This window comes from Nocardioides flavescens, assembly GCF_009823805.1.
Taxonomy (GTDB): Bacteria; Actinomycetota; Actinomycetes; order Propionibacteriales; family Nocardioidaceae; genus Nocardioides; species Nocardioides flavescens.
Window position 1 is genome coordinate 71,840 of sequence record NZ_WUEK01000016.1, and the last position, 25,481, is coordinate 97,320.

Below are 25,481 nucleotides of genomic sequence, written 5' to 3' on the forward strand. Positions count from 1 at the left end.
GATGGGTGGGCCATGACGGAGACCGAGACCTCGCTGCGGATCGTCTACCCGCCCGAGTTGCCGGTCAGCGAACGGCGTGAGGAGATCGCCGAGGCGATCCGCGACCACCAGGTCGTGATCGTGGCCGGCGAGACCGGCTCCGGCAAGACGACCCAGCTGCCCAAGATCTGCCTCGAGCTCGGCCGCGGGCAGCGCCGGCCCGACGGCCGCGGGGGTCAGACCGGCGGGATGATCGGTCACACGCAGCCCCGGCGGATCGCGGCACGCTCGGTCGCCGAGCGGATCGCCTCCGAGCTCGGCACCGAGCTCGGCGACCTCGTGGGCTACCAGGTGCGGTTCACCGACAAGACCTCGCGCCGCAGCCGGGTCAAGCTGATGACCGACGGCATCCTGCTCGCCGAGCTGCAGCGCGACCGCGACCTGCGCCGCTACGACACGATCATCATCGACGAGGCCCACGAGCGCTCGCTCAACATCGACTTCCTGCTGGGCTACCTCAAGCGACTGCTGCCGCGCCGCCCCGACCTCAAGCTGGTCATCACGAGCGCGACGATCGACGTCGACCGGTTCGCCGCCCACTTCGACGCCCCGGTCGTCGAGGTCACCGGCCGCACCTACCCGGTCGAGGTCCGCTACCGCCCGCTCCTCGAGCTGTCCGAGAACGACGACGACGGCGAGCCGATCGTGCGCGACCAGACCGAGGCCGTGGTCGAGGCGTGCCGGGAGCTGGCCGCGGAGGGCCCCGGCGACGTGCTGGTCTTCCTGCCCGGCGAGCGCGAGATCCGCGACACGGCCGACGCGCTGGGCGAGGCGATCAAGGCCTCGCGCGACCAGCGCACCGAGGTCGTGCCGCTCTACAGCCGGCTCTCGGCGGCCGAGCAGCACCGCGTCTTCTCGCCCCACACCGGGCGCCGCATCGTGCTCGCGACCAACGTCGCCGAGACCTCGCTGACCGTGCCCGGCATCAGGTACGTCGTCGACACCGGTGTTGCGCGCATCTCGCGCTACTCCGTGCGCACCAAGGTGCAGCGGCTCCCGATCGAGCCGGTGAGCCAGGCCTCGGCCAACCAGCGCGCGGGTCGCTGCGGACGCCTCGGCCCCGGCATCGCCGTGCGCCTCTACTCCGAGGAGGACTTCGAGGCGCGCCCGGAGTTCACCGACCCCGAGATCCTGCGCACCAACCTCGCCAGCGTCATCCTCCAGATGACCTCGCTCGGCCTCGGCGACATCGCCCGGTTCCCGTTCGTCGAGCCGCCCGACCGGCGCAACGTCACCGCCGGTGTGCAGCTGCTCGAGGAGCTCGGTGCCCTGCGCGGCAGCGGCCGCGACGCCCGGCTCACCAAGCTCGGGCGGCGGCTCGCGAGGCTCCCGATCGACCCGCGCCTGGCGCGCATGGTGCTCGAGGCGGAGCGGCGCGGCTGCGTGCGCGAGGTCATCGTCATCGCCGCCGCGCTGTCGCTGCAGGACCCGCGCGAGCGGCCCGCCGAGCAGCAGGCGCAGGCCGACCAGCTGCACGCGCGGTTCAAGGCCGAGGGCTCGGACTTCCTCACCTGGCTCAACCTCTGGCGCTACGTCAAGGAGCAGCAGCGCGAACTGTCGTCCTCGGCGTTCCGCCGCCTGTGCAAGCGCGAGTTCCTCAACTGGCTGCGCGTGCGCGAGTGGCAGGAGTTCGAGTCGCAGCTGCGCCAGGTCTGCAAGGAGATGGACATCCAGCTCGGCCAGCCGGCCGACGCCCCCGACGCCGACGGCATCCACCAGTCGCTGCTCGCCGGGCTGCTCTCCCACATCGGCCTGCTCGAGGAGCGCGAGAAGGAGAAGCCCGGCGCGGCCAAGGGCCGTCGCCCGATGCGGGAGTACCTCGGTGCCCGCGGCGCGAAGTTCGCGGTCTTCCCGGGCAGCGGGCTCGCGCGCAAGCCCCCGGCGTTCCTCATGGCGGGCGAGCTCGTCGAGACCTCGCGCCTGTGGGCCCGGCAGAACGCCGCGATCAAGCCCGAGTGGGCCGAGGAGGTCGGCGCGCACCTGGTCAAGCGCACCCACTCCGAGCCGCACTGGTCCAAGCGGCGTGCTGCGGTCATGGCCCACGAGCGCGTCACGTTGTACGGCGTGCCGCTGGTCGCCGACCGGCTCGTCTCCTTCGGTCGCGTCGACCGCGAGCTGGCCCGCGAGATCTTCATCCGCCACGCGCTGGTCTACGGGGAGTGGCACAGCAGGCACCGGTTCCTCGAGACCAACCGCCGGCTGCTCGCCGAGGCCGAGGAGCTCGAGCACCGCGCCCGGCGCCGCGACCTGGTGGTCGACGAGCACACCCTCTTCGACTTCTACGACGCCCGCGTCGGCGCCGAGGTCGTGAGCGGGGCGCACTTCGACCAGTGGTGGAAGGTCGAGCGCCGCACCCGCCCGGACCTGCTCACCTTCGACCCGGCGATGCTCACCCACGACCGCGCCGACGAGGTCCGCGAGGCCGACTACCCCCAGCGCTGGGACAGCGCCGAGGACGGGCTGACCTTCTCGATCAGCTACCACTTCGAGCCGGGTGCCGCCGACGACGGGCTGACCATCGACGTGCCGGTCGAGACCCTCAACCGGGTCGAGGCGGCCGACTTCTCCTGGAACGTCCCCGGTCTGCGCCACGAGCTCGTCACCTCGCTGATCCGCTCGCTTCCGAAGAACCTCCGGGTCTCCTTCGTGCCCGCCCCCGACAAGGCCCGGGAGTTCCTCGCGGCCGTGCCGCCGGGGGAGGAGCCGCTGCTCGACGCGCTCGAGCGGTGGATGCGCTCGACCACCGGCGTCGTCGTGCCCCGCGAGGCGTGGGACTGGAGCAAGGTCGCACCCCACCTGCAGCCGACCTACCGCGTCGTCGACACCGACGGCGCCGAGCAGGCGCGCGGCAAGGACCTCGAGGCGCTGAAGGCGCCGCTGCGCCCGCAGTTCGAGCAGGCGATCAGCGAGGTCGCCACCGACTCCGGCCTCGCCGCCACCGGCGAGACCAGCTGGGTCTTCGGCGACCTGCCGGCCTCCGAGACGCTGACCCGCGCCGGCCATCGCGTGACCGTCTTCCCGGGGCTCACCGACGAGGGACGCAGCGTCGGTCTCGGGGTCTTCGGCACCGAGGACGAGGCCGAGGCCCGCCACCGCGAGGGGGTGCGCCGGCTGCTGCTGCTCGGTGCCCGCGGCCCCTCCGACTCCGACCTGCTCGGCACCCTCGGCACCGCCGAGAAGCTCGGCCTCGCCGGCTCGCCGTACGCCTCGGTCGCCGAGCTGCTCGCCGACGCCCGCGCGGCGGTCGTGCAGGACCTCGTCGACGCCGTGCCCGCGGTGCGTACGCAGGCGGCGTACGACGAGCTGCTGGGGCAGGTGCGCACCGAGCTCGAGCCGCGGCTGCGCGCGCTGCTCGGCGACCTGCTGCGGGTGCTGGAGGCGTGGCGCACCGCCGACAAGGCGCTCAGCGGGCGTGCCGACATGACCCAGCTGCCGGCCCTCGCGGACATGAAGGCCCAGCTCGCCCGGCTGGTGCACCCCGGCTTCCTCGCCGAGGCCGGGCCCGCCCAGCTGCGCCGCTACCCGACGTACCTCACCGCCCTGCAGCAGCGCCGCGCCGCCCTCGACGCGGGCGGCGGGGCGGTCAACCGCGACCGGCAGCTGATGGACCGCATCGCCGACCTCCAGGACGGCTACCTCCACCAGGTCGAGGCGCTGCCGCCCGGCCGTCCGCCCGGCGAGCGGCTGCGCCGCGCGCGCTGGATGCTCGAGGAGCTGCGGGTCTCGCTGTGGGCCCAGCAGCTCGGCACCGCCTTCCCCGTCAGCGACGAGCGGGTCCGCAAGGTGCTGGCCGGCTGAGCCGACGTGGGACCCGCGCGTAGCGTGGGGCGGGTGCCCGACCACTCCCAGCGCCAGCACCACCGGCCGATGCGGCTCGAGGCGGCCTTCTTCGAGGAGATCGAGGGCGGGCAGGACCCGGCCCTGGTGAGCGAGGCCGCCGACCGCGCCGCCCACCTGCTCGTGCGCGGCGCGCGACGCACCGAGGACCCCGTCGTGGCCGACCGGGTGCTGCGCCTGGCCGAGACCGAGGGCATCGAGACGATCGCCGAGGTCTTCTCCGGCGCGCCCGCCGACTCGCTCGCCGGCTGCCTGTGGCGGCTCTTCGTGCTGCGCCAGTGGGTCTACGCCGACCCGGGCCTCGCCGCGCGGGAGTACGACGCCGGGCGCCGCAGCGCCCAGGTCGCCCAGGTCGTGGCCGGCGTCGCCGACCCGCCCGGACCGGCCGAGCTCAAGGCGATGGTCGACGAGGTGCTGCGCGGCATCGCCGGCAGCGACTTCGCCGACGTCCTGTTCCGAGCGGCGGCGTTCGCCCGGGTCGTCGCCTCGGGCCGCGCCTCCCGCGAGGAGGTCAGCGACCCCGAGGTCCAGCGGATGCTCCTGCTCTCCGAGCAGCTCGAGGCCGCCGGGCACCAGGAGCTCGCCGGCACGCTCGGCTGAGGGTGTCGGAATCCCAGCATCTGCTGGGATCGCCAACGTTCTGGGGTGTTGCAACGCCCCAGAACGTTGCTCTTCCCAGCAGATGCTGGGATTCCGCCAGCGGGAGTGGTGCATGCCGGACCGGGAGCGCCTCACGGCGCGTGGCCGCTCGTAGCGGCTTACTTTGGGACCCGGGGCTGCCGCGGCCCGGCATGCACGACCAGTGTAACGAGCCCCGGCCGGATCGCATTCCGTCTCCACAGCGATAGGTTCGCGAGCATGAGCGACTACGCCCCGGAGCTCGACGGGGAGCCGGACGTCGGGGAGGTCGTGTGGGCCTGGGTGCCCTACGAGGAGGACGCCTCCCAGGGCAAGGACCGGCCCGTGCTGATCGTCGGGCGGGCGCTGGACGGCGACGAGGAGGTCTGGGCCGGGCTGATGCTGACCAGCCAGGACCACGACCGCGACGCCGAGGACGAGGCGCGCTACGGCCGCTACTGGATGGACGTCGGCACCGGCGACTGGGACCGGGAGCGCCGGCCCAGCGAGGTGCGGCTCGACCGGCTGATCCTGCTCCGCACCCCCGACGTACGACGGGAGGGCGCGGCGCTCGACCGCGCGGTGTTCGACGAGGTCGTCGCCGAGGCGCGACGCCATCACGCCCTGCGCTGAACCTCGCTGGGTAGGGTGGCCGCGCCGCGGGTACCCGCGCGCACGGACGAGGGAGGCAGCGGTGCGGTCGAAGCGGGTGGTCGTGGGGCTCGCCGTCGTGCTGAGCCTGGCCGTGGCGGGGTGCACCGACGACGGTGACGAGCCGGGCGCGAGCCAGTCGACCCAGCCCAGCGCGACCGCACCGGTCAAGCCGGTCAAGCTGCAGCTCGGCGTGTGGGGCGGTGACGCGGAGATCGCGGCCTACCAGGGTGTCGTCGACACCTACAACGCCGCGCACCCCGAGGTGAAGGTCAAGATCCAGCCCTTCGCCGACCACGACGCGCTCAAGCAGGCCCTCGACGCGGGCGAGGTCCCCGACGTCTTCCTGGCCAGCCGCAGCGACCTGCAGGACCTCATCGACAACGGCGTCAACCAGCCGGTGAGCGACCTGCTCGACGAGCGCAACGTCGACTTCGGCGACGGCTACTCCCGCCCGGCCCTCGAGGCCTTCGCCAGCGACCGTGAGCTGCAGTGCATGCCGTACGGCGTCTCGCCGATGGTCATCTACTACAACCGCGCCCTGGTCGACTTCACGAAGATGGCCGAGCGCGACCTGCCGGTGCCGAACCTCGACGAGGAGGACCTCAGCAAGAAGCCGGCGTGGAACTACGCGATGTTCGAGGCGGCGGCCAACTTCTCCAGCCGTCCGCGCCGCGGGATCGCCGGCTTCCACGTGCAGCCCACGCTGCGCGGGCTGGCGCCGTTCGTCTACTCCGCCGGCGGGCAGATCTTCGACGACGACGAGGCCCCGACCTCACTGGCCTTCTCCTCCGACGACACCCGCAGCGCCCTCGAGCAGGTGCTGCCGCTGCTGCGCGACCCCAAGGTCGACCTGACGCCCGAGCAGCTCGCGCAGAAGTCGGCGATCGACTGGTTCAAGGAGGGCAAGCTCGGCATGATCGCCGGGTTCCGCTCGATGGTGCCCGAGCTGCGCGCCACCCCGGGCCTCGACTTCGACGTGATGCCGATGCCGATCGTCGACGACGCGGCCACCGTCGGCGAACTGACGGGGGTCTGCCTGGCCGAGGACACCAAGGAGACGGCCGCGGCCGCCGACCTGCTGGTCGACCTGATCTCGACCGAGTCGGTCAGCACCGTTGCCGAGGCGGGCTACCTCGCCCCGGCCAACATCCCGGTCGCGCTCTCCGAGGCGTTCCTGCAGCCGGGCACCATGCCCGCGCACTCGATCGTGTTCAACAGCGCCGTGCGCAGCATGCGCATCCCGCCGCTGCTCGGCAGCTACTCCGAGCTCGAGGCAGCGGTCGACGGCCCGATCGAGCAGCTCCTCACCGTCGAGCTGCCCGACCTCGACGCCCTCACCGACGAGATCGACGCGGCGTCCCAGTCGGTCCTGGCGCCCGACGACGCGAGCGAGGAGCCGAGCCCGTCCGAGGACGACTCGGAGTAGCCCGGACCATCGCGGCAGCGCTGGACCTGCCCCGGTCCTGACCCGGGCTGACCCGACCTGACCATCTGCAGATGGGTCAGGTGAGGGATGCGTGCACACGTGTGCACGGGAGAGAGTGGTCCGGGCGACGGACGGCGCTGTCACGGGGACAGCATCGGCCTCGCTGCGTCGGTGTGCAGGCGTCCACCGACCGCGGTCAGTGCAGAGCCGCGGTCGCGACGTTCGCCGCACCGACGGGCGTGACGGGGTCGGCGGCGGTGCGCCGGCCCCGGCGCGTGACGGCCCGTGGCGCGTCAGGCGTCGCTGGTGCCCTCGGTGCTGGCCTCGGTGCTGGCCTCGGTGGTGCCGTCTGCGGCGTCGGCGTCGAGGATCGCCCGCGTGATGACGTGGCCGGTGAGCTCGATCTGCCACGCGCGGGCGCCGAGCTGGGCCAAGGCGGCGTCGACGGCGGCGGCCAATGACTGCGGGTCGCGCACCGGGGGCGGCGACCACAGCACCCGGCGCAGGTAGTCGGGGGTCAGCAGGTTCTCGACCGGGAGGTCGTGCTCCTCGGCGAGCTGGGCCATCGCCTCGCGGGCGAGGGTGAGCCGGCGGGCGGCGACGGGGTCGCGCTCGGCCCAGGCGCGTGGGAGCGGCGGACCGTCGTGGCGCGGGGCCCGGCTGGGCAGCGCGTCCTCGTCGAGGCCGAGGACCTCGCGCAGCGCGGCCACCCAGCGCGAGGCGTAGCGCTCGGCGCCACGACCGTGGAAGCCCTTGGTCGACAGCAGGCTGTCGCGGTCGGTCGGCATCTCCTGCGCCGCCGCGACGATGGCGGCGTCGGGGATGATCCGGCCCGGGGTGACGTCGCGCCGTTCGGCGAGCGCGTCGCGCGCCTCCCACAGCGCCTTGACGGCGCCGAGACCGCGGCGGCCGCGGATGCGGTGCATGCCGGACGTGCGCCGCCACGCGTCGGCGCGGGGGGTCGGGGCGAAGTCCAGCAGGTGCTCGAACTCCTGGCGGGCCCACTCGGCCTTGCCCTGCTCCTCGAGCTGCGCCGCGAGCGCGTCGCGCAGCTCGACGAGGACCTCGACGTCGAGGGCGGCGTACTCCAGCCAGGGCGCGGGGAGCGGGCGGCGCGACCAGTCGACGGCGGAGTGCTCCTTCTTGAGCCGACGCCCCAGCACGGTCTCGACGAGGGTGGCGAGACCCACGCGCGGGTAGCCCAGCAGGCGGCCGGCGAGCTCGGTGTCGAACAGCTCGCTCGGGCGCAGGCCGACGTCGGCGAGGCACGGCAGGTCCTGGGTCGCGGCGTGCAGGATCCACTCGGTGCCCGCGAGGGCGTCGGCGAGCGGGGCGAGGGAGTCGAAGGCGACGGGGTCGACGAGCCAGGTGCCGGACCCCTCGCGACGCAGCTGGATGAGGTAGGCGCGGTTGGAGTAGCGGTAGCCGGAGGCGCGCTCGGCGTCGAGGGCCACGGGGCCGGTGCCGGCGGCGATCGCCGCGCACGCCTCGGCCAGGCGCTCGGCGGTGTCGGTCACCGGCGGCAGACCGTCGCGCAAGGTCAGCAGCGGCAGCTGCGGCTCGGGCTCGACCGGTGTCGGCTCGGTGGTCGGCTCGCGATCCGGCTCGTCGGGTGAGGTGTGGTCGCTCATCAGACGGGGCCGCGCTGACCCCGGCGGCTGGAGATGACCGCGACGCCCTCGGGCACCGGCGGCAGCCCGACGGCGGTGCAGAGCAGCTCGCCCCACGCCTCGACGTGGGCCGAGACGTCGAGGTCGCTGCCCTCCGCGACGTCGTCGGGCAGCACCGGGGTCCACGACGCACGCAGCTCGACCTGGGCGGAGCCCTCGTCGTCGGCCATCGAGCCGAAGCTCTCGGTCGCCACGCGGGTCACCGTGCCCGAGGCGGCGACGTACGCCGCGCCGTGGGCGGCGAGGGCGTCGGTCAACCAGCTCCAGCCGACGGCGGCGAGCATGGGGTCGGTGATCAGCTCGACGTCGATCTCGGCGCGGGCGTAGGCCACGCAGCGGAACTCGCCCTCCCAGGCGTCGTTGCCGGCCGGGTCGTGGAGCAGGATGATCCGCCCCGTGCCGAGCTCCTCGCCGTCGACGTCGACGTCGGCCGACAGGGCGGCGGCGTAGGGCGCGATCCGCTGGGGCGCGGGCATGTGCTCGCAGTGGATCTCGGGGCGCAGCCGGGCGGCACGCATCGTCGCCACAGCGGCCACGAACGCCGGCGGCTCACCGGCCCCGGCGCCCGCGCGCTTCTCCTGACGCACGACCATGCGCCCACAGTAGGTGTGACCCTCCTCCCCGGCCCGACGAACACGCCGTGGGGCCGCTCGGGGCGCGTGGGAGGCTGGTCGGCGTGAGCACGCCTTCCCCGCACCCGGGCCTCGCCGACAGCGCCTTCCTCAAGGCCGTGCGGGGTGAGCCGGTGCCGCACACGCCGGTGTGGTTCATGCGCCAGGCGGGCCGCTCGCTGCCGGAGTACCGCAAGGTCCGTGAGGGCGTCGCGATGCTCGACTCCTGCACGGACCCCGACCTGGTCACCGAGATCACGCTGCAGCCGGTGCGCCGCTACGGCGTCGACGCGGCGATCTTCTTCTCCGACATCGTGCTGCCGCTCAAGGCCGTCGGGGTGGACCTCGACATCAAGCCGGGCGTCGGCCCGGTCGTCGCGCACCCCGTGCGCACCCTCACCGACGTCGAGGCCATCCCCGACCTCACGCCCGAGCACGTCCCGTTCATCACCGAGGCGGTGCGCCGCCTGGTCGCCGAGCTCGGGCCCACGCCGCTCATCGGCTTCGCCGGCGCGCCGTTCACCGTGGCGTCCTACCTCGTCGAGGGCGGTCCCTCGCGCGACCACGCGCTCACCAAGGCGATGATGTTCGGCGCGCCCGAGGTCTGGGACGCGCTGATGCGCAAGATCGGCGGCATCGCCGCGGCCTACCTCACCGTGCAGGTCGAGGCCGGCGCGTCGGCCGTGCAGCTGTTCGACTCCTGGGCCGGCGCGCTCACCCCGGGCGACTACGCCGCCTCCGTCGCCCCGCACTCGCGCGAGGTGCTCAGCCACGTCGGCGCCCTCGGCGTCCCGCGCATCCACTTCGGCGTCGGCACGACCAACCTGCTCGACCAGATGGGCGAGGTCGGGGCCGACGTCGTCGGGGTCGACTGGCGCACGCCGCTCGAGCGCGCCATCGACGTGGTCGGTGACCGCGCGGTGCAGGGCAACCTCGACCCGACGCTCGTCTTCGCGCCCACCGAGGTGCTGCTCGCCCGGGCGAGCGAGGTGGTCGAGGCCGGTCGCCGCGCCCGCGGCCACGTCTTCAACCTCGGTCACGGCGTGCTGCCATCGACCGACCCCGACCAGCTCGCGCGGCTCACCGACCACGTGCACGCCTATCCGTTGGGCTGAGCCCCCGCCCCCGCCCCCGCTCCCGCCACGGCGCGGCGGCGGGCCCGGCGCACGAGCGGGCGCAGGACGAGCGCGAGCACGAGCAGCAGGACCGCCCACGGCAGGAGCACCCCGGCGACGGTGGCGAGCCCGGCGGCGAACGCCGTCAGGGCGTCCCATCCGGCGCCGAGGCCGGCCACGAACCCGGACGCGTCCTCGGTCGCACCCGGCTGGTCGGTGCGGTCGACGGTCACGGTGATCGTGGCCAGCGCGGTGCGGTCGGCGAGCGAGGCCTGCTGCTGCTCGAGCGACTCGAGGTCGGCCTGACGCTGCGACAGCTCGCGCTCGATGCCCACGACGTCCTTGATCGTCGTGGCCCGGTCGAAGAGCACCTGGATCCGCTCGATGCTGCGCCGCTGCGCCTCGACCCGCACGTCGGTGTCGACGACCTGGGAGGTGACGTCCTCGGTGCCGGAGTCGGCCGCCACCAGCGTGGCGACGCCCTTCAGGTCGGCCATCGCCTCGTCGAACGACGCCGTCGGCACCCGCAGCACCAGCGTCGCGGTGCGGGCCTCGCCGTCGTCGTCGGTGCGGGCGCTGTCCTGCGCCACGGTGCCGTCGTACGACGCCACGAGGGTGCGGACGTCGGCGACCGCGTCCCCCACGTCGTCGCTGCGCAGGGTGACGCTCCCGGTCGCGACGACCTGCGGGGCGAGCGTCGTCGCCTGGTCGCGGGCCGGGGCGGCGCGCGAGCCGCCGGTGTCCGCGGCGAGGCCGGAGGCGTCCTCGAGGGCCGACGACGCCGCGGAGTCCGAGGAGGCGCCGCCGCTGTCGTCGCCGCCGGAGGAGCACCCCGTGAGGGCGAGGAGGGCGAGGAGGGCGAGGGCGGCGGCCGCGGCCGCCCGGGCTGAGGGGGTGCGGGAAGCCGTCATGGCCCCTCCGACGCGGCCCGCGCCGCGAGGGTTCCGGGCGGGCAGCGCGCTCAGGCGGCGGCGCGCCGTGCCTGCGAGACGAGCGCGAGCTGCAGCTCGCGGACCGCGGCGGGCACGTGGCCCGCACGGCGGTGCTGCAGGACGAGGGTGACGGAGGTGCGGTCGCCGGCGATCGGGCGGGTGGTGATGAGGCCGCTGCGCTCGAGGGGGTCGCCGAGCACGCTGTAGTCGGGGAGCACGGTGAGCCCGAGCCCCTCGGCCACCATCAGCTTGCCCATCTCGGCGCCGTCGGTCGTGTGGCAGACGGTCGGCATCTCGGAGCCGAGGAGGCGGTGCACGAAGCGGTGCATGAGGTAGCCCGAGCGCATCGCGACGAACCGCTCCCCGCTCAGCTGCTTCGGGGTGACCTCGTCGTGCTCTGCGAGCGGGTGACCGGCCGGCAGCACCACGACCGGTCGCCCGTGCAGCAGGTCGGAGCTCGCGAGCTCGGGCGAGCGGTCGTCGCCGGCGAGCACGTTGACCAGGCCCAGGTCGAGGGAGCCTTCGAGCAGGCTCTGGTGGATGTCGGCCTGCTGGATGTTGAGGATCTCCACGGTGCCGCCGGGCACCGCGGCCTGGAAGGCGCGCACGGCCGGCACCAGCACGGTCGCGGTGGCGGCGTTGACGGTGCCGATCCGCACGACCCGACTGCTCGTGTGCTGGTCGCCCGCCGCGACCTTGAGCCGGTCGACGGCCTCGAGGACCTCCACCATGTTCTGCAGCAGGTCGCGGCCCTGACGGCTGATCCGGGCTCCCGAGCGGCGCCGGTCGAGCAGCGTGACGCCGAGCTCGCGCTCGAGCTTGCTGACCGCCTCGCTGAGCGCCGGCTGCGAGACGTGCAGCTGCTCGCTGGCCCGGCGCAGTGATCCGTGCTGCGTCACCGCGGCGATGTACTCCAACTGCTCGATGCGCACCGTCCTCGGTCCTCCTGGGCCTGGGGTGAGAGGCAGAACCTTGCACCCGATCGTCTCGTCCGCGCGCCGTGGTGCTGGGTGTCGGCTGGCACGCGTGGTTAAAGTACAGCAAGTCAGTCCGATTTATTGACACAGTCCAGAGGAGCCGTCGTGTCGACACCCACCGCACCGCAACCGCTGAAGTTCGCCTACTGGGTGCCCAACGTCAGCGGCGGTCTCGTCGTCAGCAAGATCGAGCAGCGCACCGACTGGGGCTACGAGTACAACGCCGAGCTCGGCCGCCTCGCCGAGGCCAACGGCTTCGAGTACGCGCTCTCGCAGGTGCGCTACATCGCCTCCTACGGCGCGGCGTACCAGCACGAGTCCACGAGCATCAGCCTCGCGATCGCGCTGGCCACCGAGCGGCTCAAGGTCATCGCCGCCGTGCACCCCGGGCTCTGGCAGCCGGGCGTGCTGGCCAAGCTCGTCGCCAGCGCCGACGTCATCACCGGCGGCCGGATGGCCGTCAACGTCGTGAGCGGCTGGTTCAAGGACGAGTTCACCAAGCTGGGCGAGCCCTGGCTCGAGCACGGCGAGCGCTACCGCCGCTCGGAGGAGTTCGTCCGCTACCTGCGTGAGATCTGGACCTCCGACCACGCCGAGCTCAACGGCGACTTCTACCGCCTGCACGACTTCGACCTGAAGCCGAAGCCGGTCGACGTGGCCGGGCGCCGGCACCCCGAGATCTTCATGGGCGGCAACTCCACCGACGCGCGCGGCATGGGGGGTCGCGTCGCGGACTGGTACTTCATGAACGGCAACACGCCCGAGGGCGTCGCCGAGCAGATCCGCGACGTCACCGACGTCGCCGCGGTCAACGGCCGCGCCGGCGCGGTGCGGTTCGGCCTCAACGGCTTCTTCATCGGCCGCGACACCGAGGCCGAGGCCCGCGACGTGCTGCGCGAGATCATCGACAAGGCCGACCGCGAGGCGGTCGAGGGGTTCGGCGGCGCGGTGAAGCAGGCCGGCCAGTCGACCGGCGACGGCAAGGGCATGTGGCAGGACTCCGAGTTCGCCGACCTCGTGCAGTACAACGACGGCTTCCGCACCGGCCTGATCGGCACGCCCGAGCAGATCGCCGAGCGGATGCTGACCTACAAGCGGCTCGGCGTCGACCTCTTCCTCCTCGGCTTCCTGCACTACCACGAGGACGTGCAGTGGTTCGGCCGCGAGGTCCTCCCGATCGTGCGGGAGATGGAAGCCGCCGAGCTGGCCCGCGCATGAGCGGCCGCGTCCCTGTCCTGACCGCCGACGAGGCGGTCGCGGTCGCGGCCGACCTCGGCGAGCGGTTCGCCAAGGACGCCGCCACCCGTGACTCCGACCGCGTGCTGCCCGTCGCCGAGCTCGACCAGCTCAGCGAGTCCGGGCTGCTCGCCGTGACCGTCCCCGCGTCGTACGGCGGCGCGGGGCTGGGCGCGGGGTCGCTCGCCGAGGTGTTCCGACTCCTCTCGGCGGGCGACCCCAGCCTCGGACAGATCCCGCACAGCCACTTCGTCTACGTCAACGCGCTGCGCCACCAGGCGACGCCCGAGCAGCAGGCGTTCCTCTTCGGCGAGGTGCTGGCCGGGCGCCGCTTCGGCAACGCCCAGTCCGAGGTCGGCACCCGCCACGTGCGCGACATCCGCACCGCGCTCACCCCGCTCGGCGACGGGACCTACAGCCTCGACGGGGTCAAGGGCTACGCCACCGGCGCCCTGCTGGCCGACTGGATCCCGGTGCTCGCGCACCTCGACACCCTCGCCGACCCCGGAGCCGGGCCGCTCCACGTGGCCTGGGTCGAGCGCCACGCCGAGGGCGTCACCGTCGTCGACGACTGGGACGGCATGGGCCAGCGCACCACCGCCAGCGGCACGGTGCGCCTCGAGGGCGTGCGGGTCACCGCCGACCGGATCACGCCCTGGCACCTCACCTTCGACGGCCCGCAGACCTACGGCGCGTTCGCGCAGCTGCTGCACGCCGCGATCGACGCGGGCATCGCCCGGGCCGCGCTCACCGAGGCCGCGGAGTTCGTCACCACCAAGAGCCGGCCCTACCCCGACGCCATCGCCGAGCTCGGAGTCGAGCGCCACGCCGACGACCCGCTCGTCGTGCAGGCCTTCGGCGAGCTCGAGCTCGGCGTACGCGCGGCCGAGGCGCTGCTGCGCGAGGCCGGGCGCGCCGTCGACGCGGCCGACGCCGACCTGAGCGCCGAGTCCGCCGGTGCGGCCTCGCTCGCGGTCGCCGCGGCCCGGGCCTCGACCACGCAGGCGGCGCTCGACGTCGGCACCCGGCTCTTCGAGGTCTCCGGCACCCGCTCGGCCCTCGACTCGCTCAACCTGCACCGCCACTGGCGCAACGCCCGCACCCACACCCTGCACGACCCCGCCGCCTGGAAGGTGCGCCACCTCGGGCACTTCGCGCTCGACGGCACCCTGCCGCCCAACCATGGCCAGCTGTGAGCGCACGGCCAGTGGTTTCGAGACAGGACTTCGTCCTTCCTCAACCGCCGATCTCGGTGGTTGAGGAGGCCCGCTAGGGCCGTCTCGAAACCAGCCGACTGCAGCCGGTGGTCGAGGAGGCCCGCGAGGGCCGTCCGGAACCACACCAACTGTGACGACGTACCCCCTGCACAGAGAGAAGTGAGATGAGCACCCTGAAGTTCCACTGGTTCCTGCCGACCAACGGTGGCGACGGACGCCAGGTCGTGGGGGGCGGCCACGGCGTCGAGGCCGGTGCGTCCGGCCGGCCCGCGTCGGTGCCCTACCTCGGCCAGATCGCGCGCAGCGCCGAGCAGCTCGGCTTCGAGGCGGCGCTGACGCCGACCGGGGCGTGGTGCGAGGACGCCTGGGTCTCGACCGCGATGATCAGCAGCCTGTCGGAGCGGCTGAAGTTCCTGGTGGCGTTCCGCCCCGGGCTGACCTCGCCGTTCCTGTCCGCTCAGATGGCGGGCACCTTCCAGAACCTCTCCGGCGGCCGGCTGCTGCTCAACGTCGTCACCGGCGGCGAGTCGCACGAGCAGCGGATGTTCGGCGACTTCCTCGACAAGCAGGAGCGCTACGAGCGCTGCGACGAGTTCCTGCACGTCGTGCGGGCGCTGTGGCGCGGCGAGCGGGTGACCTACGAGGGCGAGCACTACCGCCTCGAGGACGCCGTGCTCAGCCAGATCCCCGACCCGCTGCCCGAGATCTACTTCGGCGGCTCCTCGGAGGCCGCCGGCCGCGTCGCCGCCAAGCACGTCGACGTCTACCTCACCTGGGGCGAGCCGCCGGCCGCCGTACGCGAGAAGGTCGAGTGGATCCGCAAGCTCGCCGCCGACGAGGGCCGCGAGGGCCAGGTGCGCTTCGGCATCCGCCTGCACACCATCGCCCGCGACACCTCCGAGGCCGCCTGGGCCGAGGCCGACCGGCTCCTGGCCGGCATCAGCGACGAGGACATCGCCCGCGTGCAGTCGGGCCTCAAGCGCAGCGAGTCGGTCGGGCAGTCGAGGATGCTCGAGCTCAACGGCGGCACCAGGGACGGGCTGGAGATCCACCCCAACCTCTGGGCCGGCGTGGGTCTGGTCCGCGGCGGCGCCGGCACCGCGATGGTCGGCTCGCACACCGAGATCGCCGACCTCATCGAGCAGTACGCCGCCGTCGGCATCGAGGAGTTCGTGCTCTCGGGCTACCCCCATCTCGAGGAGTCCTACTGGTTCGGCGAGGGCGTGCTGCCCGAGCTGACCCGCCGCGGGCTGTGGGAGCACCCCGCGCCGGTCGCCACCCGGGCCGCGGTGCCGTTCGGCACCGGCGCCTCGAAGGCGGCGTCGTGACCCGCACCGCCGTGGTCGTCGGCAACCCGAAGCCGGCCTCGCGCACCCTCGCGGCGGCGACGTACGTCGCCCGTGAGCTGGGCGGCTCCGAGCCGGACGTCGTGGTCGACCTCGCGACCGTCGGCCCCGGCCTGCTGACCTGGGACGACCCGGTCGTGCCCGACCTGGTGGCGCAGGTGTCCTCGGCGGACCTGGTCGTGGTCGCGTGCCCGACGTACAAGGCGACGTACACCGGGCTGCTGAAGCTGTTCCTCGACCGCTTCGCCGCCGAGCCGCGCCGCGCCGTGGCGGCGCCGCTGATGCTCGGCGGCGGCCCGGCCCACGCCCTGGCCCCCGAGCTCACCCTGCGCCCGGTGCTGGCCGAGCTCGGCTTCACCACCGTGCGCGGCCACTACGTCCTCGACGCCCAGCACGACGACCCCGCTGCCTACGACGACTGGCTGGCGCAGGTGCGTCCCGTCGTCACCTCCGTCCTCGACCCGGCAGGAGCACGCGCATGACCCTCACCAGCACCGTCACCCAGCTCACCACCAACCAGGACCTCGACCCGGCGCGGTTGCGGGAGGCCTTCGGGGTGTTCCCGAGCGGCGTCGTCGCCGTCGCCGCCGAGGTCGACGGCACCCTCACGGGGCTCGCCGCGTCGTCGTTCACGAGCGTCTCGCTCGAGCCGCCGCTGGTGTCGTTCTCGGTCGCCAACACCTCCAAGACCTGGCCCGACCTGCGCCGCGCCGGCCACCTCGGTCTCACCGTGCTCGCGGACCACCACTCCGAGGTGTGCCGCCAGCTCGCCGGGCCGGTCGGGTCGCGCTTCGACGGCGTGCCCGTCACGACGTCCGAGGACGGCGCCGTCACCCTCGACGAGGGACTGGCCCGCTTCGAGTGCACCGTCTACCGCGAGGTCGAGGCCGGCGACCACACCATCGTGATCCTCGAGCTCCACCGCGTCGAGCACTCGGGCTCGGCCCTGCCGCTCGTCTTCCACCGCAGCGGGTTCGGCCTCTCCCGGCCTGCCTGACCCGCCCCGAACTCTCGCGTCGGCCCCGACCAGCACCCGGTCGGGGTCGGCGCGAGGCTCATCTCCGGCGGTTCTCGCGGGTGACCCGGCCCACCGCGCGCCGATGCGGCGACCCGCCTCGCCGGGGCCTGCAGAGGCGCTCGTGCCAAGGTGGGAGCCATGCGGGTGCTGGTGGTCGGGGCGGGCGTCGCGGGGCTGACCGCGGCCCGCGAGCTCACCGCACGTGGGCACGACGTCACGGTGCTCGAGGCGAGCGCGGAGGTCGGTGGCAAGGTGCGCCGGGTCGAGGTCGGCGGGGTCGTCGTCGACGTCGGCGCGGAGGCGATGCTGCACCGCCGTCCCGAGGGCACGGCACTCGCGGCCGACCTCGGGCTCGAGGTCGTCCACCCGACCCGGGCGACCTCCAAGGTCTGGACACGCGGGGCGCTGCGGCCGCTGCCGCGCTCGCTCATGGGCGTGCCGCTCGACCTCGACGAGCTGCGCGCCGCCGGGGTGCTCAGCGACGAGGGCGTCGACCGCGCGACCCACGAGGACCTCACCGCCGCCCACCACCTCGACCACGACGTCTCGGTCGGCGACCTGGTCTCGGCCCGACTCGGCGACGAGGTGGTCGACCGCCTCGTCGAGCCGCTGCTCGGCGGGGTCTACGCCGGTCACGCCCGCCAGCTCTCCGCGCTCGCGACGGTGCCGCAGCTGCTCGCGCTCGCGGCCCGCGGGCCGCTGCTGGCGGCGAGCGTGCCGCGCAGCGACGCGCCGGTGTTCGCGGGGCTGCCCGGCGGCATGGGGCGGCTCCCCGAGGCGCTGGCCGCCGGTCTCGACGTCCGCACCTCGACGACGGTGCGCAGCCTGGTCCGCACCGCGACCGGGTTCGCGGTCACCACCGGTCCGACGACGGACGAGCAGCGGATCGAGGCCGACGCCGTGCTGCTGGCGACACCGGCGGCGCCCACGGCGCGGCTCCTCGCCGAGACGGCCCCGGTGGCGGCCACCGAGCTGGCCGAGGTCGAGACCGCCTCGGTCGTCGTCGTGACGCTCGCCCTCCCGCAGCACGCGGTCGAGGGGCTGCAGAGCTCATCGGGGTTCCTGGTGCCCCCGGTCGACGGTCGCGCCATCAAGGCCTCGACGTTCTCGTTCGCCAAGTGGGACTGGGCGCGCGAGGCCGGCGCGGAGGCCGGGCTCGTCCACGTGCGCACCTCGCTCGGTCGCCACGGCGAGGAGGCCACGCTCCAGCGCGACGACTCCGAGCTGGTGACGCTGTCGCGACGCGACCTGCGCGACGCCGTCGGGCTCGACACCCCGCCCGTCGCCACCCACGTGCAGCGCTGGGGTGGCGGGCTGCCGCAGTACGCCGTCGGCCACCGTGACCGGGTCGCCCGCATCCGCGCGGCCGTGGCCGAGGTGCCGCGGCTGGCCCTCGCGGGCGCGGCGTACGACGGGGTCGGCATCCCGGCCGTCATCGCCTCCGCGCACGCGGCGGTCGAGGCGCTTCTCGCGGGGGACGAGACGCCGGACCAGACGCCGGACCAGACGCCGGCGCAGGCGCCGCTGGGTACCACCCAGGGGTGAGTGACAACCCCCAGCCAGAGGTCCAGAAGATCGTCGTCGTCGGTGCCGGACTCGCCGGCGCCAAGACCGTGGAGGCGCTGCGCGAGCAGGGCTTCGACGGCTCCCTCACCCTCGTCGGTGCCGAGTCCGAGCCGCCCTACGAGCGGCCCCCGCTGTCGAAGGACTACCTCTCCGGCGAGGCGGAGTTCGACGACGCCCTGGTGCACCCGCAGGAGTGGTACGCCGAGCACGACGTCGACCTGCGCCTCGGCACCGAGGTCACCGGCCTCGACCGCGAGGCGCGGCAGGTCACGCTCGCCGACGGCAGCACCCTCGACTACGACGCGCTCGTGCTCGCGACGGGCTCGCAGGCCCGCCACCTCGACGTCGCCGGAGCCGAGCCCCTGACGCTGCGCACCCGCGAGGACGCCGACCGGATCAGGTCGACCTTCGGTGAGGGGAAGAAGCTCGCCGTCGTCGGCGGTGGCTGGATCGGACTCGAGGTCGCCGCGGCCGCCCGGGGCGCCGACACCGAGGTCGTGCTCGTCGAGCGCAGCGAGCTGCCGCTGCTCGGCGTCCTGGGTCGCGAGATGGCCGAGGTCTTCGCCGACCTGCACCGCGAGCACGGCGTCGACCTGCGCCTCGGCGTCGACGACGTCGACGCGGTGCTCACCGAGGTCGGCCCCGACGCGGTCGTCGTGGGTGTCGGCGTGCAGCCGCGCGTCGAGCTCGCCGAAGCGGCCGGACTCGACCTCGCCGACGACGGCGGCGTGGCCGTCGACGCCGAGCTGCGCTCCAGCGACCCGGCGATCTGGGCGGTCGGCGACATCGCCAGCCACGACCACCCCCGGCTCGACGGCCGCATCCGCGTCGAGCACTGGGCCACCGCGCTCAACCAGCCCGCCGCCGCCGCGGCCTCGATCCTCGGCAGGGGCGAGGCCTACGACCGCCTGCCGTACTTCTACAGCGACCAGTTCGACCTCGGGATGGAGTACGTCGGGCACGCGAGCCCCGACGACACCGCTCGCGTCGTCGTGCGCGGCGACCGTGACGGCCGGGAGTTCGTGGCGTTCTGGCTGGACGCCGAGGACCACGTGCTCGCGGCGATGAACGTCAACGTCTGGGACGTCCAGGACGCCATCCGCCCCCTCATCCTCGAACGCACCGTCGTCGACCCGGTCAAGCTGGCCGACCCCGACACGGCGTACGAGCAGGTGGGTCGCTGACGTCGGGCCGGTCGTCCCTGGCTCCAGGGACGACCGGCCCACCACGCTGGGCTCGTCCGACCCCCGTCCCGAGATGAGTCCCATGGCCGCCCCTCAGCCCGACCCCGCAGACGCACCCAGCATCGTCACGAGCAACCCCGTGCGCTCCGACGCGCAGGCGTCGCCGGCACCGGGGCCCGGGTCGAAGGCCGAGTGGTTTCGAGACAGGACTTCGTCCTTCCTCAACCACCGGTGGTCGAGGAAGTCGCGCTAGCGACTGTGCCAACTGCCGGTGGTTGAGGAAGTCGCGCTGACGACTGTCCCGAAGCCACCCCCACGGCCCTGTCCTGGCTCGGCTGCCTCCGAGTCCCTGTCGGTGGGGACACCGCTGGGCTCACAATGTGCCGGTGCTGCCCGTGCCGTCCCGCGTGCCCTGGCTGCCGGTGCTCGCCGCGCTGGCCCTGGTCCCGGCGGTGGTCCTGGAGCTCGCGGCCCCGGCCGCCGCGGCGGGACGCGACCTCGCGCCGGGACCGGTCTGGGCGCACGTGCTGCTCACCGTTGCCACGGCCGTGCTGGCCGACGCTCTGCGTCGCACCGACCGCCGCCGGGGGGCGCGGCTGCTCGCCCTCGTCGCCGCCACCGGCGTCGTGGCGGCCACGACCCGCGCGGGGGTCCACGCCTGGGTGGTCGACCTGCCGTCGTCGCTCACCCCCGGGCTGAGCGCCCTGCTGTGGGCGGCCAAGGCCACCACGCTGGTGCCGTTCCTGGCCGTGGCCTACCTGCTGGTGCTCTTCCCCGACGGTCGGCCCGTCACCGGCCGGTGGGGAAGGCTCGGCGTGGCGGCGCTCGTGGCCTCGTCGGTGTCGTTCCTGTGCCAGGTGCTGGGCCCGACGACCGTGGCGGTGCAGCCGGTGGCCGGTGACCCGGCGGGTGGGGTGCTGCGCGGCGACCACGTCCTGACGACGCCGGCCCTCGACGCGCTCGTCGGGCCGATCGCCCCACCGGTCGCCGTCGTCACCGTGGCGTCGTTCGTGCTGCTCCTGCTGCCGCAGGCCGTGGTCCGCTACGCCCGCGCCGGGCTCGCCGAACGCGAGGCGCACGCCTGGGTGCTCTGGGCCGTGGCGGTGACCGCGCTGGTCGCGATCGCCGACGCGGTGCTGCACGGGGGTGTCGTGAGCCCCTCCCTGACCCTCGTGTGGTCCGTGCTGATCCTCCTGGCCATGGCCACGGCCCTGACGCCGCAGTCACGCGTCTCCGGCTCGACGCTGCTGAGCCGGACCCTGGTGTACGGCGGGGTCGGCGTGGTCGTCCTGGTGCTCGACCTGGCCGTGCTCAGCGTGCTCACCGAGGTGCTCCAGGACCGGCTCGGCGGCCTGGGGGAGCGTGACGTCGTGCTGGTCGTCCTCCTGCTCTCGGCCCTGCTCTACAACCCCCTGCGCAGCGCCATCTCCGACCGCGTGCACCGACTCGTCCTGGGCGAGCGCGACGACCCCTACGACGTGGTCGCCGGCCTCGCCGCCTCGCTCGAGGGTGCCGAAGGCGCCCAGCAGCTCGACGCGGTGGCCCGGGTGGTCGCGCAGGCCTTCGGCATCGGCTACGTCGCGGTCCAGGTCGACCGCGGGGAGGGTGAGACCGGCACCGGCAGCTGGGGCCACCGACCGGTCGAGGTCCGCCGCCTGCCCATCACCTACCGCGACGAGCAGGTCGGCCACCTCGTGCTGCCGCTGCGCGGGGTCCGCGCCCGGCTGAGCCCCCGCGACCAGCGCCTGCTCGGCGACCTCGTGCGCCAGGCGGCCGTCGCCGCCCGCACCGGACGCCTCGCCGAGGAGCTGCAGGTCAACCGCCAGCGCCTCGTCGTCGCACGCGAGGAGGAGCGGCGCCGGATCCGCCACGACCTCCACGAGGACCTCGGCCCCACTCTCGGCGGACTCGTGCACCAGGTCGAGGCCGCCCGGCTGCTCGTGCGCGAGCACCCGGAGGAGGCCAAGGAGACCATCGCGCGCACCAGCCGACACCTGCGCGACGTCGTCGCCGACGTGCGCCGCGTGGTGCACGACCTGCGCCCGCCCGCGCTCGACGACCGCGGCCTGGTCGGCGCCCTGCGTCAGCAGGCCGAGCTGGCGAGCGGTGACACCGTCGAGGTCTCGGTCGAGGGCGAGCGCATCGACGACCTGCCCGCCGCGGTCGAGGTCGCGGCCTTCCGCATCGTGAGCGAGGCCCTCGTCGGCGTGCTCGGAGCCGGAGCCCGGCGCTGCGTCGTACGCCTCCACCGCGCGGAGCGCGAGCTCGTCGTCGAGCTCGACGCCGACGTGGCACCCGAGGTCGGGCCGATGCACGCCCGGGCCCTCGAGCTCGGGGGCCGGGCGGAGGCGACGGTGCCGGCCGGCAGCGGGGTGCGGGTGCGGCTGCCCGTCCGGGAGGCGTCGTGAGCACCGACGTCCACACCGGCACCGAGCCCGCCGTCGGGCCCGCCGTCGAGCCCGCCCTCGAGCCCCTCGTCGAGCCCGTCGTGCTCGTGCGTCGCCTGCCGGCGGCGCTGCCCGTGCTGCTCGCCCTGGTGACCTCCGGCGTGGCGGTCGGGCTCGACGTCGCGGCGCCCGCCGCGTCGTGGGGCCGCGAGCTCGCCCCCGGCTCGGTGTGGGTCCACGGCGTCATGGCCGTGTGCTTCGCCCTCCTCTGCTCGGTGCTCCTGGCCGGTCGGCGGTGGGGCTGGGCCGCCGTGGCCGGGGGGTTCGCGGTGTCGGCGCTCACCGCCGGCCTGCTGCGCGGCTGGGTCCACCTGAGCCTGACCGCTCCCGTGGAGCCGTCGAGCGCGAACGGAGGCCTCGAGGCGCTGCTGTGGGTCCTCAAGATCAGCAACCTGCTGCCCCTGACCTTCGTCTGCGTCGCGGTCGTGCTGTTCCCGACCGGCCGGCTGCCCGAGGGCCGCTGGCGCCGGGTCACGCTCGCGTCGTACGCCGTCACGCTGCCGGGCATCGTCGTCACGGCGCTCGGGCCCACCACGCTGGGTCTCAGCCCCGAGCCGGGCAGCGCCGCCGACCCCTCCGTGCTCGTCGCCCCCCACGTGCTGAGCGCGCCCTTCCTCGGTCCCTGGATCGACACGGTGGCGGCGCTGATCGTGCCGTTGTCCTTCGCCGCGCTCGTAGTGGGTCAGCTGAGCGTGCCGCTGCTGCGGATCCGCGAGAGCGCCGGGGTCGAGCGCGAACGGCTCTACTGGCTGCTGTGGGCCGCGGTCGCGATCGCGCTCACCTCGACCGTCGACATCATCGTGCGCGAGGGCACGCTCGACGGCTGGCTGGTCGGCCTGGGGTGCGCCGTCATGGCGGCGGCGATGGCCGTCGCCCTGGTCGACCAGCACACCGTCTCCGGGGAGGCGGTGCTGGCGCACACGGTCGTCTACGGCGGCCTCGGGGTGCTGGTGCTCGGGCTCGACCTGGCCTTCCTGTCGGCGCTGAGCAGCGTCCTGGGTGACTCGCTCGCGCAGCGCGACGTCGTGCTGGTCGTCCTCGTCTGCTCCGCGGTGTTCTACGGGCCGCTGCGGGCGGGGCTCTGGCGGGTCGCCCGCCGCTGGCTGCTGGGCCAGCGCGACGACCCCTACGACGTGGTCGCCGGGCTCGCCGCCGGGCTCGAGCGGGCCGAGGAGGGCCCCGAGCAGCTCAGCGCCGTCGCGCGCGCGGTCGCCCAGGCCTTCGGGGTGTCGTTCGTGGCCGTCGAGGTCGACCGCGCCGCGGGCGCGCGCCTCGCGGCCACGCTCGGCACCCGTCCGCGCGAGACCCGGGCCCTGCCCATCAGCTACCGCGGCACGACGGTGGGGCGTCTCGTCCTGCCCGCGCGCGGCCTGCGCACCCAGCTCGACCGGCGCGACGAGCGGCTGCTCGGTGACCTGGTGCGCCAGGCCGCCGCGGCCGCGCGCACCAGCCAGCTCGCGGACGAGCTGCAGAGCAACCGCGAGGAGCTCGTCCTGGCCCGCGAGGAGGAGCGCCGGCGGATCCGTCGCGACCTCCACGACGGCCTCGGCCCGTCGCTGGGCGGGGCGGTGTTCTTGCTCGACTCCGCGCGGCTGCTCGTCGACCGGGATCCGGACGCCGCCGAGGCCCAGCTCGACGCGACCGAGTCCCACCTGCGCGGCGTGATGGACGACGTACGCCGCCTCGTCAGCGACCTGCGACCCCCGGCGCTGGACGCCCTCGGGCTCGTCGGCGCGCTGCGCCAGCAGGGCGAGCTCGTGCCCGGCGTCGAGGTGCACCTGGAGGCCGCCGACCCCGCACCGCTCGCCGCGCTGCCGGCGGCCGTGGAGGTCGCGGCCTACCGCATCGTCGGCGAGGCCCTGACCAACGTCGCCCGCCACGCGGCCGCGACCCGCTGCGCGATCCGGCTCGAGGTCGCGACCGACGCCGCGGGGGTCGCCGCCCTGCTCGTCGAGGTCGCCGACGACGGCCTCGGCATCCCCCTCGAGCGCCAGGCCGGCGTCGGCCTGCTGTCGCTGCGCGAGCGCGCCGACGAGCTCGGCGGACGCACCGAGATCACCTGTCCCGCCGAGGGCGGCACCGTCGTCCGCGCCTGGCTGCCGATCCCGGCCCTGACGGCCGCACCCACCACCGCTACCGCTGCCCCACCCCTCGAGGAGCTGGTCTCGTGACCCCCATCCGCGTCGTCGTGGTCGACGACCACCAGATCGTCCGCGACGGACTCGTCGCCCTGCTCGCCGCGCTGGACGGCGTGGAGGTCGTCGGCACCGCCGCCGACGGCCGCGACGCCCTGCACGTCGTCGAGGAGGCGCACCCCGACGTCGTCGTGATGGACATCCAGATGCCCGAGCTCGACGGCATCGAGGCGACCCGGTTCGTCACCGACAAGCACGACGACATCCGGGTCGTGATGCTCACGATGAACGAGGACGACGACACCGTCCTCTCCGCGATGCGCGCCGGCGCCTCTGGCTACCTCCTCAAGGGCTCGGGGGCCGACGAGGTGCACAACGCCATCCGCGCGGCCGCGGGCGGCGGGATGGTCTTCGGCGCGTCGCTGGCCTCCAAGGTCGCGACCTACTTCGCCTCGCTCACCGCCCCCAGCCAGGCGCCGGCCGAGCCCTTCCCCGACCTGTCCGAGCGCGAGCGCACCGTGCTGCACATGCTCGCCGCCGGTCGCTCCAACGACTCGATCGCGGGCGAGCTGTTCGTCTCCAACAAGACCGTGCGCAACGCCGTCTCGGCGATCTACGCCAAGCTCCACGCCGCCGGTCGCGCCGAGGCGATCGTCAAGGCGCGTGAGGCGGGTTACGGCCGCACGAACTGACGTCACTCGCACCCCCTCTGGGACAGTGGAGGGGTGACCGAGCCGCTGCCCGCCCTGCGCGCAGACGCGGTCGTCCGCGCCCTGCGCGGTGCGGTGACGGGCTCGGTGGCCTGGACGCTCGGGCTCCTCGCCCACGTCGCCGCGGGCGGGCTGCTGCCCGGCCCCGGCTGGCTCGTCGCCACGCTCCTGGCCGCCTGCGGGGTCGGGGCTGCCGCCCTCGGCGCCCCCGCCCGGCTGCCCGGGCTCGTCGCGCTCGTCGCGGGCGGGCAGTTCGCTGTGCACCTCGTGCTGACCGCGCTCGCCGGGCACGGCCCCCACCCCGTCGCGCGCCCCGTGTCGCCGGCGACCCTCGTGCCGTCGTACGACGGACCGCGGCGGGGCTCGCTCTACGACCTCACCACCGGCGCGGGCACCGAACGGCTCGCGGCCGGCCCCCCGCACTGGGTTCAGCACGTGGTCGACGACATCAGCGGTCCGCACGCCCTCATGGCGCTGGCCCACCTCGTCGCCGCCTCCGCGGTCGCCGCGTGGCTCGCCGTCGGGGAGTCGGCGCTGTGGGTGCTCGTCTGCCTGCTGGCCGTCGGCGTGCTCGCGCTCGTCCGGCTCGCGGTGCCGGTCGCGGCACCGTCTCGCTCTCTGCTGCCGGCCTCCGCGCTCACGCGCCTGGCCCGGCCCCTGCCGCCACCCCTGCTCGGTGCGCTGGCGCGGCGTGGTCCGCCGCGGGTCCTCGCCTGACCCGCCGACCACACCCGACAGACCTC

Annotated in this window: 20 protein-coding genes; 16 read left to right on the top strand and 4 right to left on the bottom strand. The window is 74.4% G+C overall.

Annotated elements, in window-relative coordinates; all coding sequences use genetic code 11:
• Positions 1-12: 12 nt before the first annotated feature.
• From hrpA to GRQ65_RS20640, 4 genes are all read left to right on the top strand, one after another.
• Complete coding sequence (gene hrpA / locus GRQ65_RS20625; protein ID WP_160879892.1) at positions 13-3,837, top strand: ATP-dependent RNA helicase HrpA; 3,825 nt, start codon at positions 13-15, stop codon at positions 3,835-3,837.
• Between the two features lie 33 nt (positions 3,838-3,870).
• Complete coding sequence (locus GRQ65_RS20630) at positions 3,871-4,476, top strand: hypothetical protein (RefSeq protein WP_337191916.1); 606 nt, start codon at positions 3,871-3,873, stop codon at positions 4,474-4,476.
• 258 nt (positions 4,477-4,734) lie between these two features.
• Positions 4,735-5,127 (top strand): type II toxin-antitoxin system PemK/MazF family toxin, encoded by a 393-nt coding sequence (locus GRQ65_RS20635; RefSeq protein ID WP_160879893.1) that lies wholly within the window; start codon positions 4,735-4,737, stop codon positions 5,125-5,127.
• A 61-nt stretch (positions 5,128-5,188) separates the two neighbouring features.
• Positions 5,189-6,574, top strand: a complete 1,386-nt coding sequence (locus GRQ65_RS20640; RefSeq protein WP_160879894.1) for an extracellular solute-binding protein — start codon at positions 5,189-5,191, stop codon at positions 6,572-6,574.
• A 293-nt stretch (positions 6,575-6,867) separates the two neighbouring features.
• Here the strand turns inward: GRQ65_RS20640 and GRQ65_RS20645 are convergent, their stop codons facing one another.
• Complete coding sequence (locus tag GRQ65_RS20645; protein ID WP_160879895.1) at positions 6,868-8,205, bottom strand: ribonuclease D; 1,338 nt, start codon at positions 8,203-8,205, stop codon at positions 6,868-6,870.
• Entirely contained in the window at positions 8,205-8,837 is a 633-nt protein-coding gene (locus tag GRQ65_RS20650) for a DUF3000 domain-containing protein (RefSeq protein ID WP_160879896.1), read from the bottom strand. Before GRQ65_RS20650 ends, GRQ65_RS20645 begins: the two co-directional genes overlap by 1 nt.
• A 74-nt stretch (positions 8,838-8,911) precedes the next feature.
• Here GRQ65_RS20650 and hemE point away from each other — a divergent pair, with 74 nt between their 5' ends.
• Positions 8,912-9,970, top strand: coding sequence for a uroporphyrinogen decarboxylase (gene hemE / locus GRQ65_RS20655; RefSeq protein WP_160879940.1), 1,059 nt, complete (start codon positions 8,912-8,914; stop codon positions 9,968-9,970).
• On the opposite strand, the gene GRQ65_RS20660 is transcribed toward hemE, so the two are convergent.
• Positions 9,955-10,881 carry a DUF4349 domain-containing protein gene (locus GRQ65_RS20660; RefSeq protein ID WP_160879897.1) on the bottom strand — a complete coding sequence of 309 codons (927 nt, stop codon included), beginning with the start codon at positions 10,879-10,881 and terminating at the stop codon, positions 9,955-9,957. The genes hemE and GRQ65_RS20660 overlap by 16 nt on opposite strands.
• Positions 10,882-10,931: 50 nt before the next feature.
• On the bottom strand, positions 10,932-11,834 hold the full coding sequence (locus GRQ65_RS20665; protein ID WP_160879898.1) for a LysR substrate-binding domain-containing protein: 903 nt from the start codon (positions 11,832-11,834) through the stop codon (positions 10,932-10,934).
• Between the two features lie 150 nt (positions 11,835-11,984).
• Between GRQ65_RS20665 and sfnG the strand changes: the two genes are divergently transcribed.
• From sfnG to GRQ65_RS20720, 11 genes are all read left to right on the top strand, one after another.
• Positions 11,985-13,097 (top strand): dimethylsulfone monooxygenase SfnG, encoded by a 1,113-nt coding sequence (gene sfnG / locus GRQ65_RS20670; RefSeq protein ID WP_337191918.1) that lies wholly within the window; start codon positions 11,985-11,987, stop codon positions 13,095-13,097.
• Positions 13,094-14,311, top strand: coding sequence for an SfnB family sulfur acquisition oxidoreductase (locus GRQ65_RS20675; RefSeq protein WP_160879899.1), 1,218 nt, complete (start codon positions 13,094-13,096; stop codon positions 14,309-14,311). The genes sfnG and GRQ65_RS20675 overlap by 4 nt, the downstream gene beginning before the upstream one ends.
• 185 nt (positions 14,312-14,496) lie before the next feature.
• The gene (locus GRQ65_RS20680; RefSeq protein ID WP_160879900.1) at positions 14,497-15,660 is read left to right on the top strand and encodes an LLM class flavin-dependent oxidoreductase; all 1,164 of its coding nucleotides are present in this window, start codon (positions 14,497-14,499) and stop codon (positions 15,658-15,660) included.
• On the top strand, positions 15,657-16,160 hold the full coding sequence (locus tag GRQ65_RS20685; protein WP_160879901.1) for an NAD(P)H-dependent oxidoreductase: 504 nt from the start codon (positions 15,657-15,659) through the stop codon (positions 16,158-16,160). The genes GRQ65_RS20680 and GRQ65_RS20685 overlap by 4 nt, the downstream gene beginning before the upstream one ends.
• Positions 16,157-16,675: a flavin reductase family protein gene (locus GRQ65_RS20690; RefSeq protein WP_160879902.1), complete on the top strand. Its 519-nt coding sequence runs from the start codon at positions 16,157-16,159 to the stop codon at positions 16,673-16,675. The genes GRQ65_RS20685 and GRQ65_RS20690 overlap by 4 nt, the downstream gene beginning before the upstream one ends.
• Positions 16,676-16,834: 159 nt before the next feature.
• Positions 16,835-18,241, top strand: coding sequence for a protoporphyrinogen oxidase (gene hemG / locus GRQ65_RS20695; RefSeq protein WP_160879903.1), 1,407 nt, complete (start codon positions 16,835-16,837; stop codon positions 18,239-18,241).
• Positions 18,238-19,446 carry an FAD-dependent oxidoreductase gene (locus tag GRQ65_RS20700; RefSeq protein WP_160879904.1) on the top strand — a complete coding sequence of 403 codons (1,209 nt, stop codon included), beginning with the start codon at positions 18,238-18,240 and terminating at the stop codon, positions 19,444-19,446. The genes hemG and GRQ65_RS20700 overlap by 4 nt, the downstream gene beginning before the upstream one ends.
• A 386-nt stretch (positions 19,447-19,832) precedes the next feature.
• A complete protein-coding gene (locus GRQ65_RS20705; protein ID WP_160879905.1) occupies positions 19,833-21,854 on the top strand; it encodes a histidine kinase in 2,022 nt (673 codons plus the stop codon).
• The gene (locus GRQ65_RS24230) at positions 21,851-24,064 is read left to right on the top strand and encodes a histidine kinase (RefSeq protein WP_160879906.1); all 2,214 of its coding nucleotides are present in this window, start codon (positions 21,851-21,853) and stop codon (positions 24,062-24,064) included. The genes GRQ65_RS20705 and GRQ65_RS24230 overlap by 4 nt, the downstream gene beginning before the upstream one ends.
• Entirely contained in the window at positions 24,061-24,720 is a 660-nt protein-coding gene (locus GRQ65_RS20715) for a response regulator (protein WP_160879907.1), read from the top strand. Before GRQ65_RS24230 ends, GRQ65_RS20715 begins: the two co-directional genes overlap by 4 nt.
• 33 nt (positions 24,721-24,753) lie before the next feature.
• Positions 24,754-25,455 (top strand): hypothetical protein, encoded by a 702-nt coding sequence (locus GRQ65_RS20720; protein WP_160879908.1) that lies wholly within the window; start codon positions 24,754-24,756, stop codon positions 25,453-25,455.
• Positions 25,456-25,481: the final 26 nt, after the last annotated feature.

Excerpts from the sequence above, each read along its gene's own strand:
- GRQ65_RS20635 (WP_160879893.1), top strand. The coding sequence starts at position 4,735 with ATGAGCGACTACGCCCCGGAGCTCGACGGGGAGCCGGACGTCGGGGAG.
- hrpA (WP_160879892.1), top strand. The coding sequence starts at position 13 with ATGACGGAGACCGAGACCTCGCTGCGGATCGTCTACCCGCCCGAGTTG.
- GRQ65_RS20660 (WP_160879897.1), bottom strand. The coding sequence starts at position 10,881 with ATGACGGCTTCCCGCACCCCCTCAGCCCGGGCGGCCGCGGCCGCCGCC.
- GRQ65_RS20675 (WP_160879899.1), top strand. The coding sequence starts at position 13,094 with ATGAGCGGCCGCGTCCCTGTCCTGACCGCCGACGAGGCGGTCGCGGTC.
- GRQ65_RS20645 (WP_160879895.1), bottom strand. The coding sequence starts at position 8,205 with ATGAGCGACCACACCTCACCCGACGAGCCGGATCGCGAGCCGACCACC.
- GRQ65_RS20690 (WP_160879902.1), top strand. The coding sequence starts at position 16,157 with ATGACCCTCACCAGCACCGTCACCCAGCTCACCACCAACCAGGACCTC.
- GRQ65_RS20650 (WP_160879896.1), bottom strand. The coding sequence starts at position 8,837 with ATGGTCGTGCGTCAGGAGAAGCGCGCGGGCGCCGGGGCCGGTGAGCCG.
- hemG (WP_160879903.1), top strand. The coding sequence starts at position 16,835 with ATGCGGGTGCTGGTGGTCGGGGCGGGCGTCGCGGGGCTGACCGCGGCC.
- GRQ65_RS20680 (WP_160879900.1), top strand. The coding sequence starts at position 14,497 with ATGAGCACCCTGAAGTTCCACTGGTTCCTGCCGACCAACGGTGGCGAC.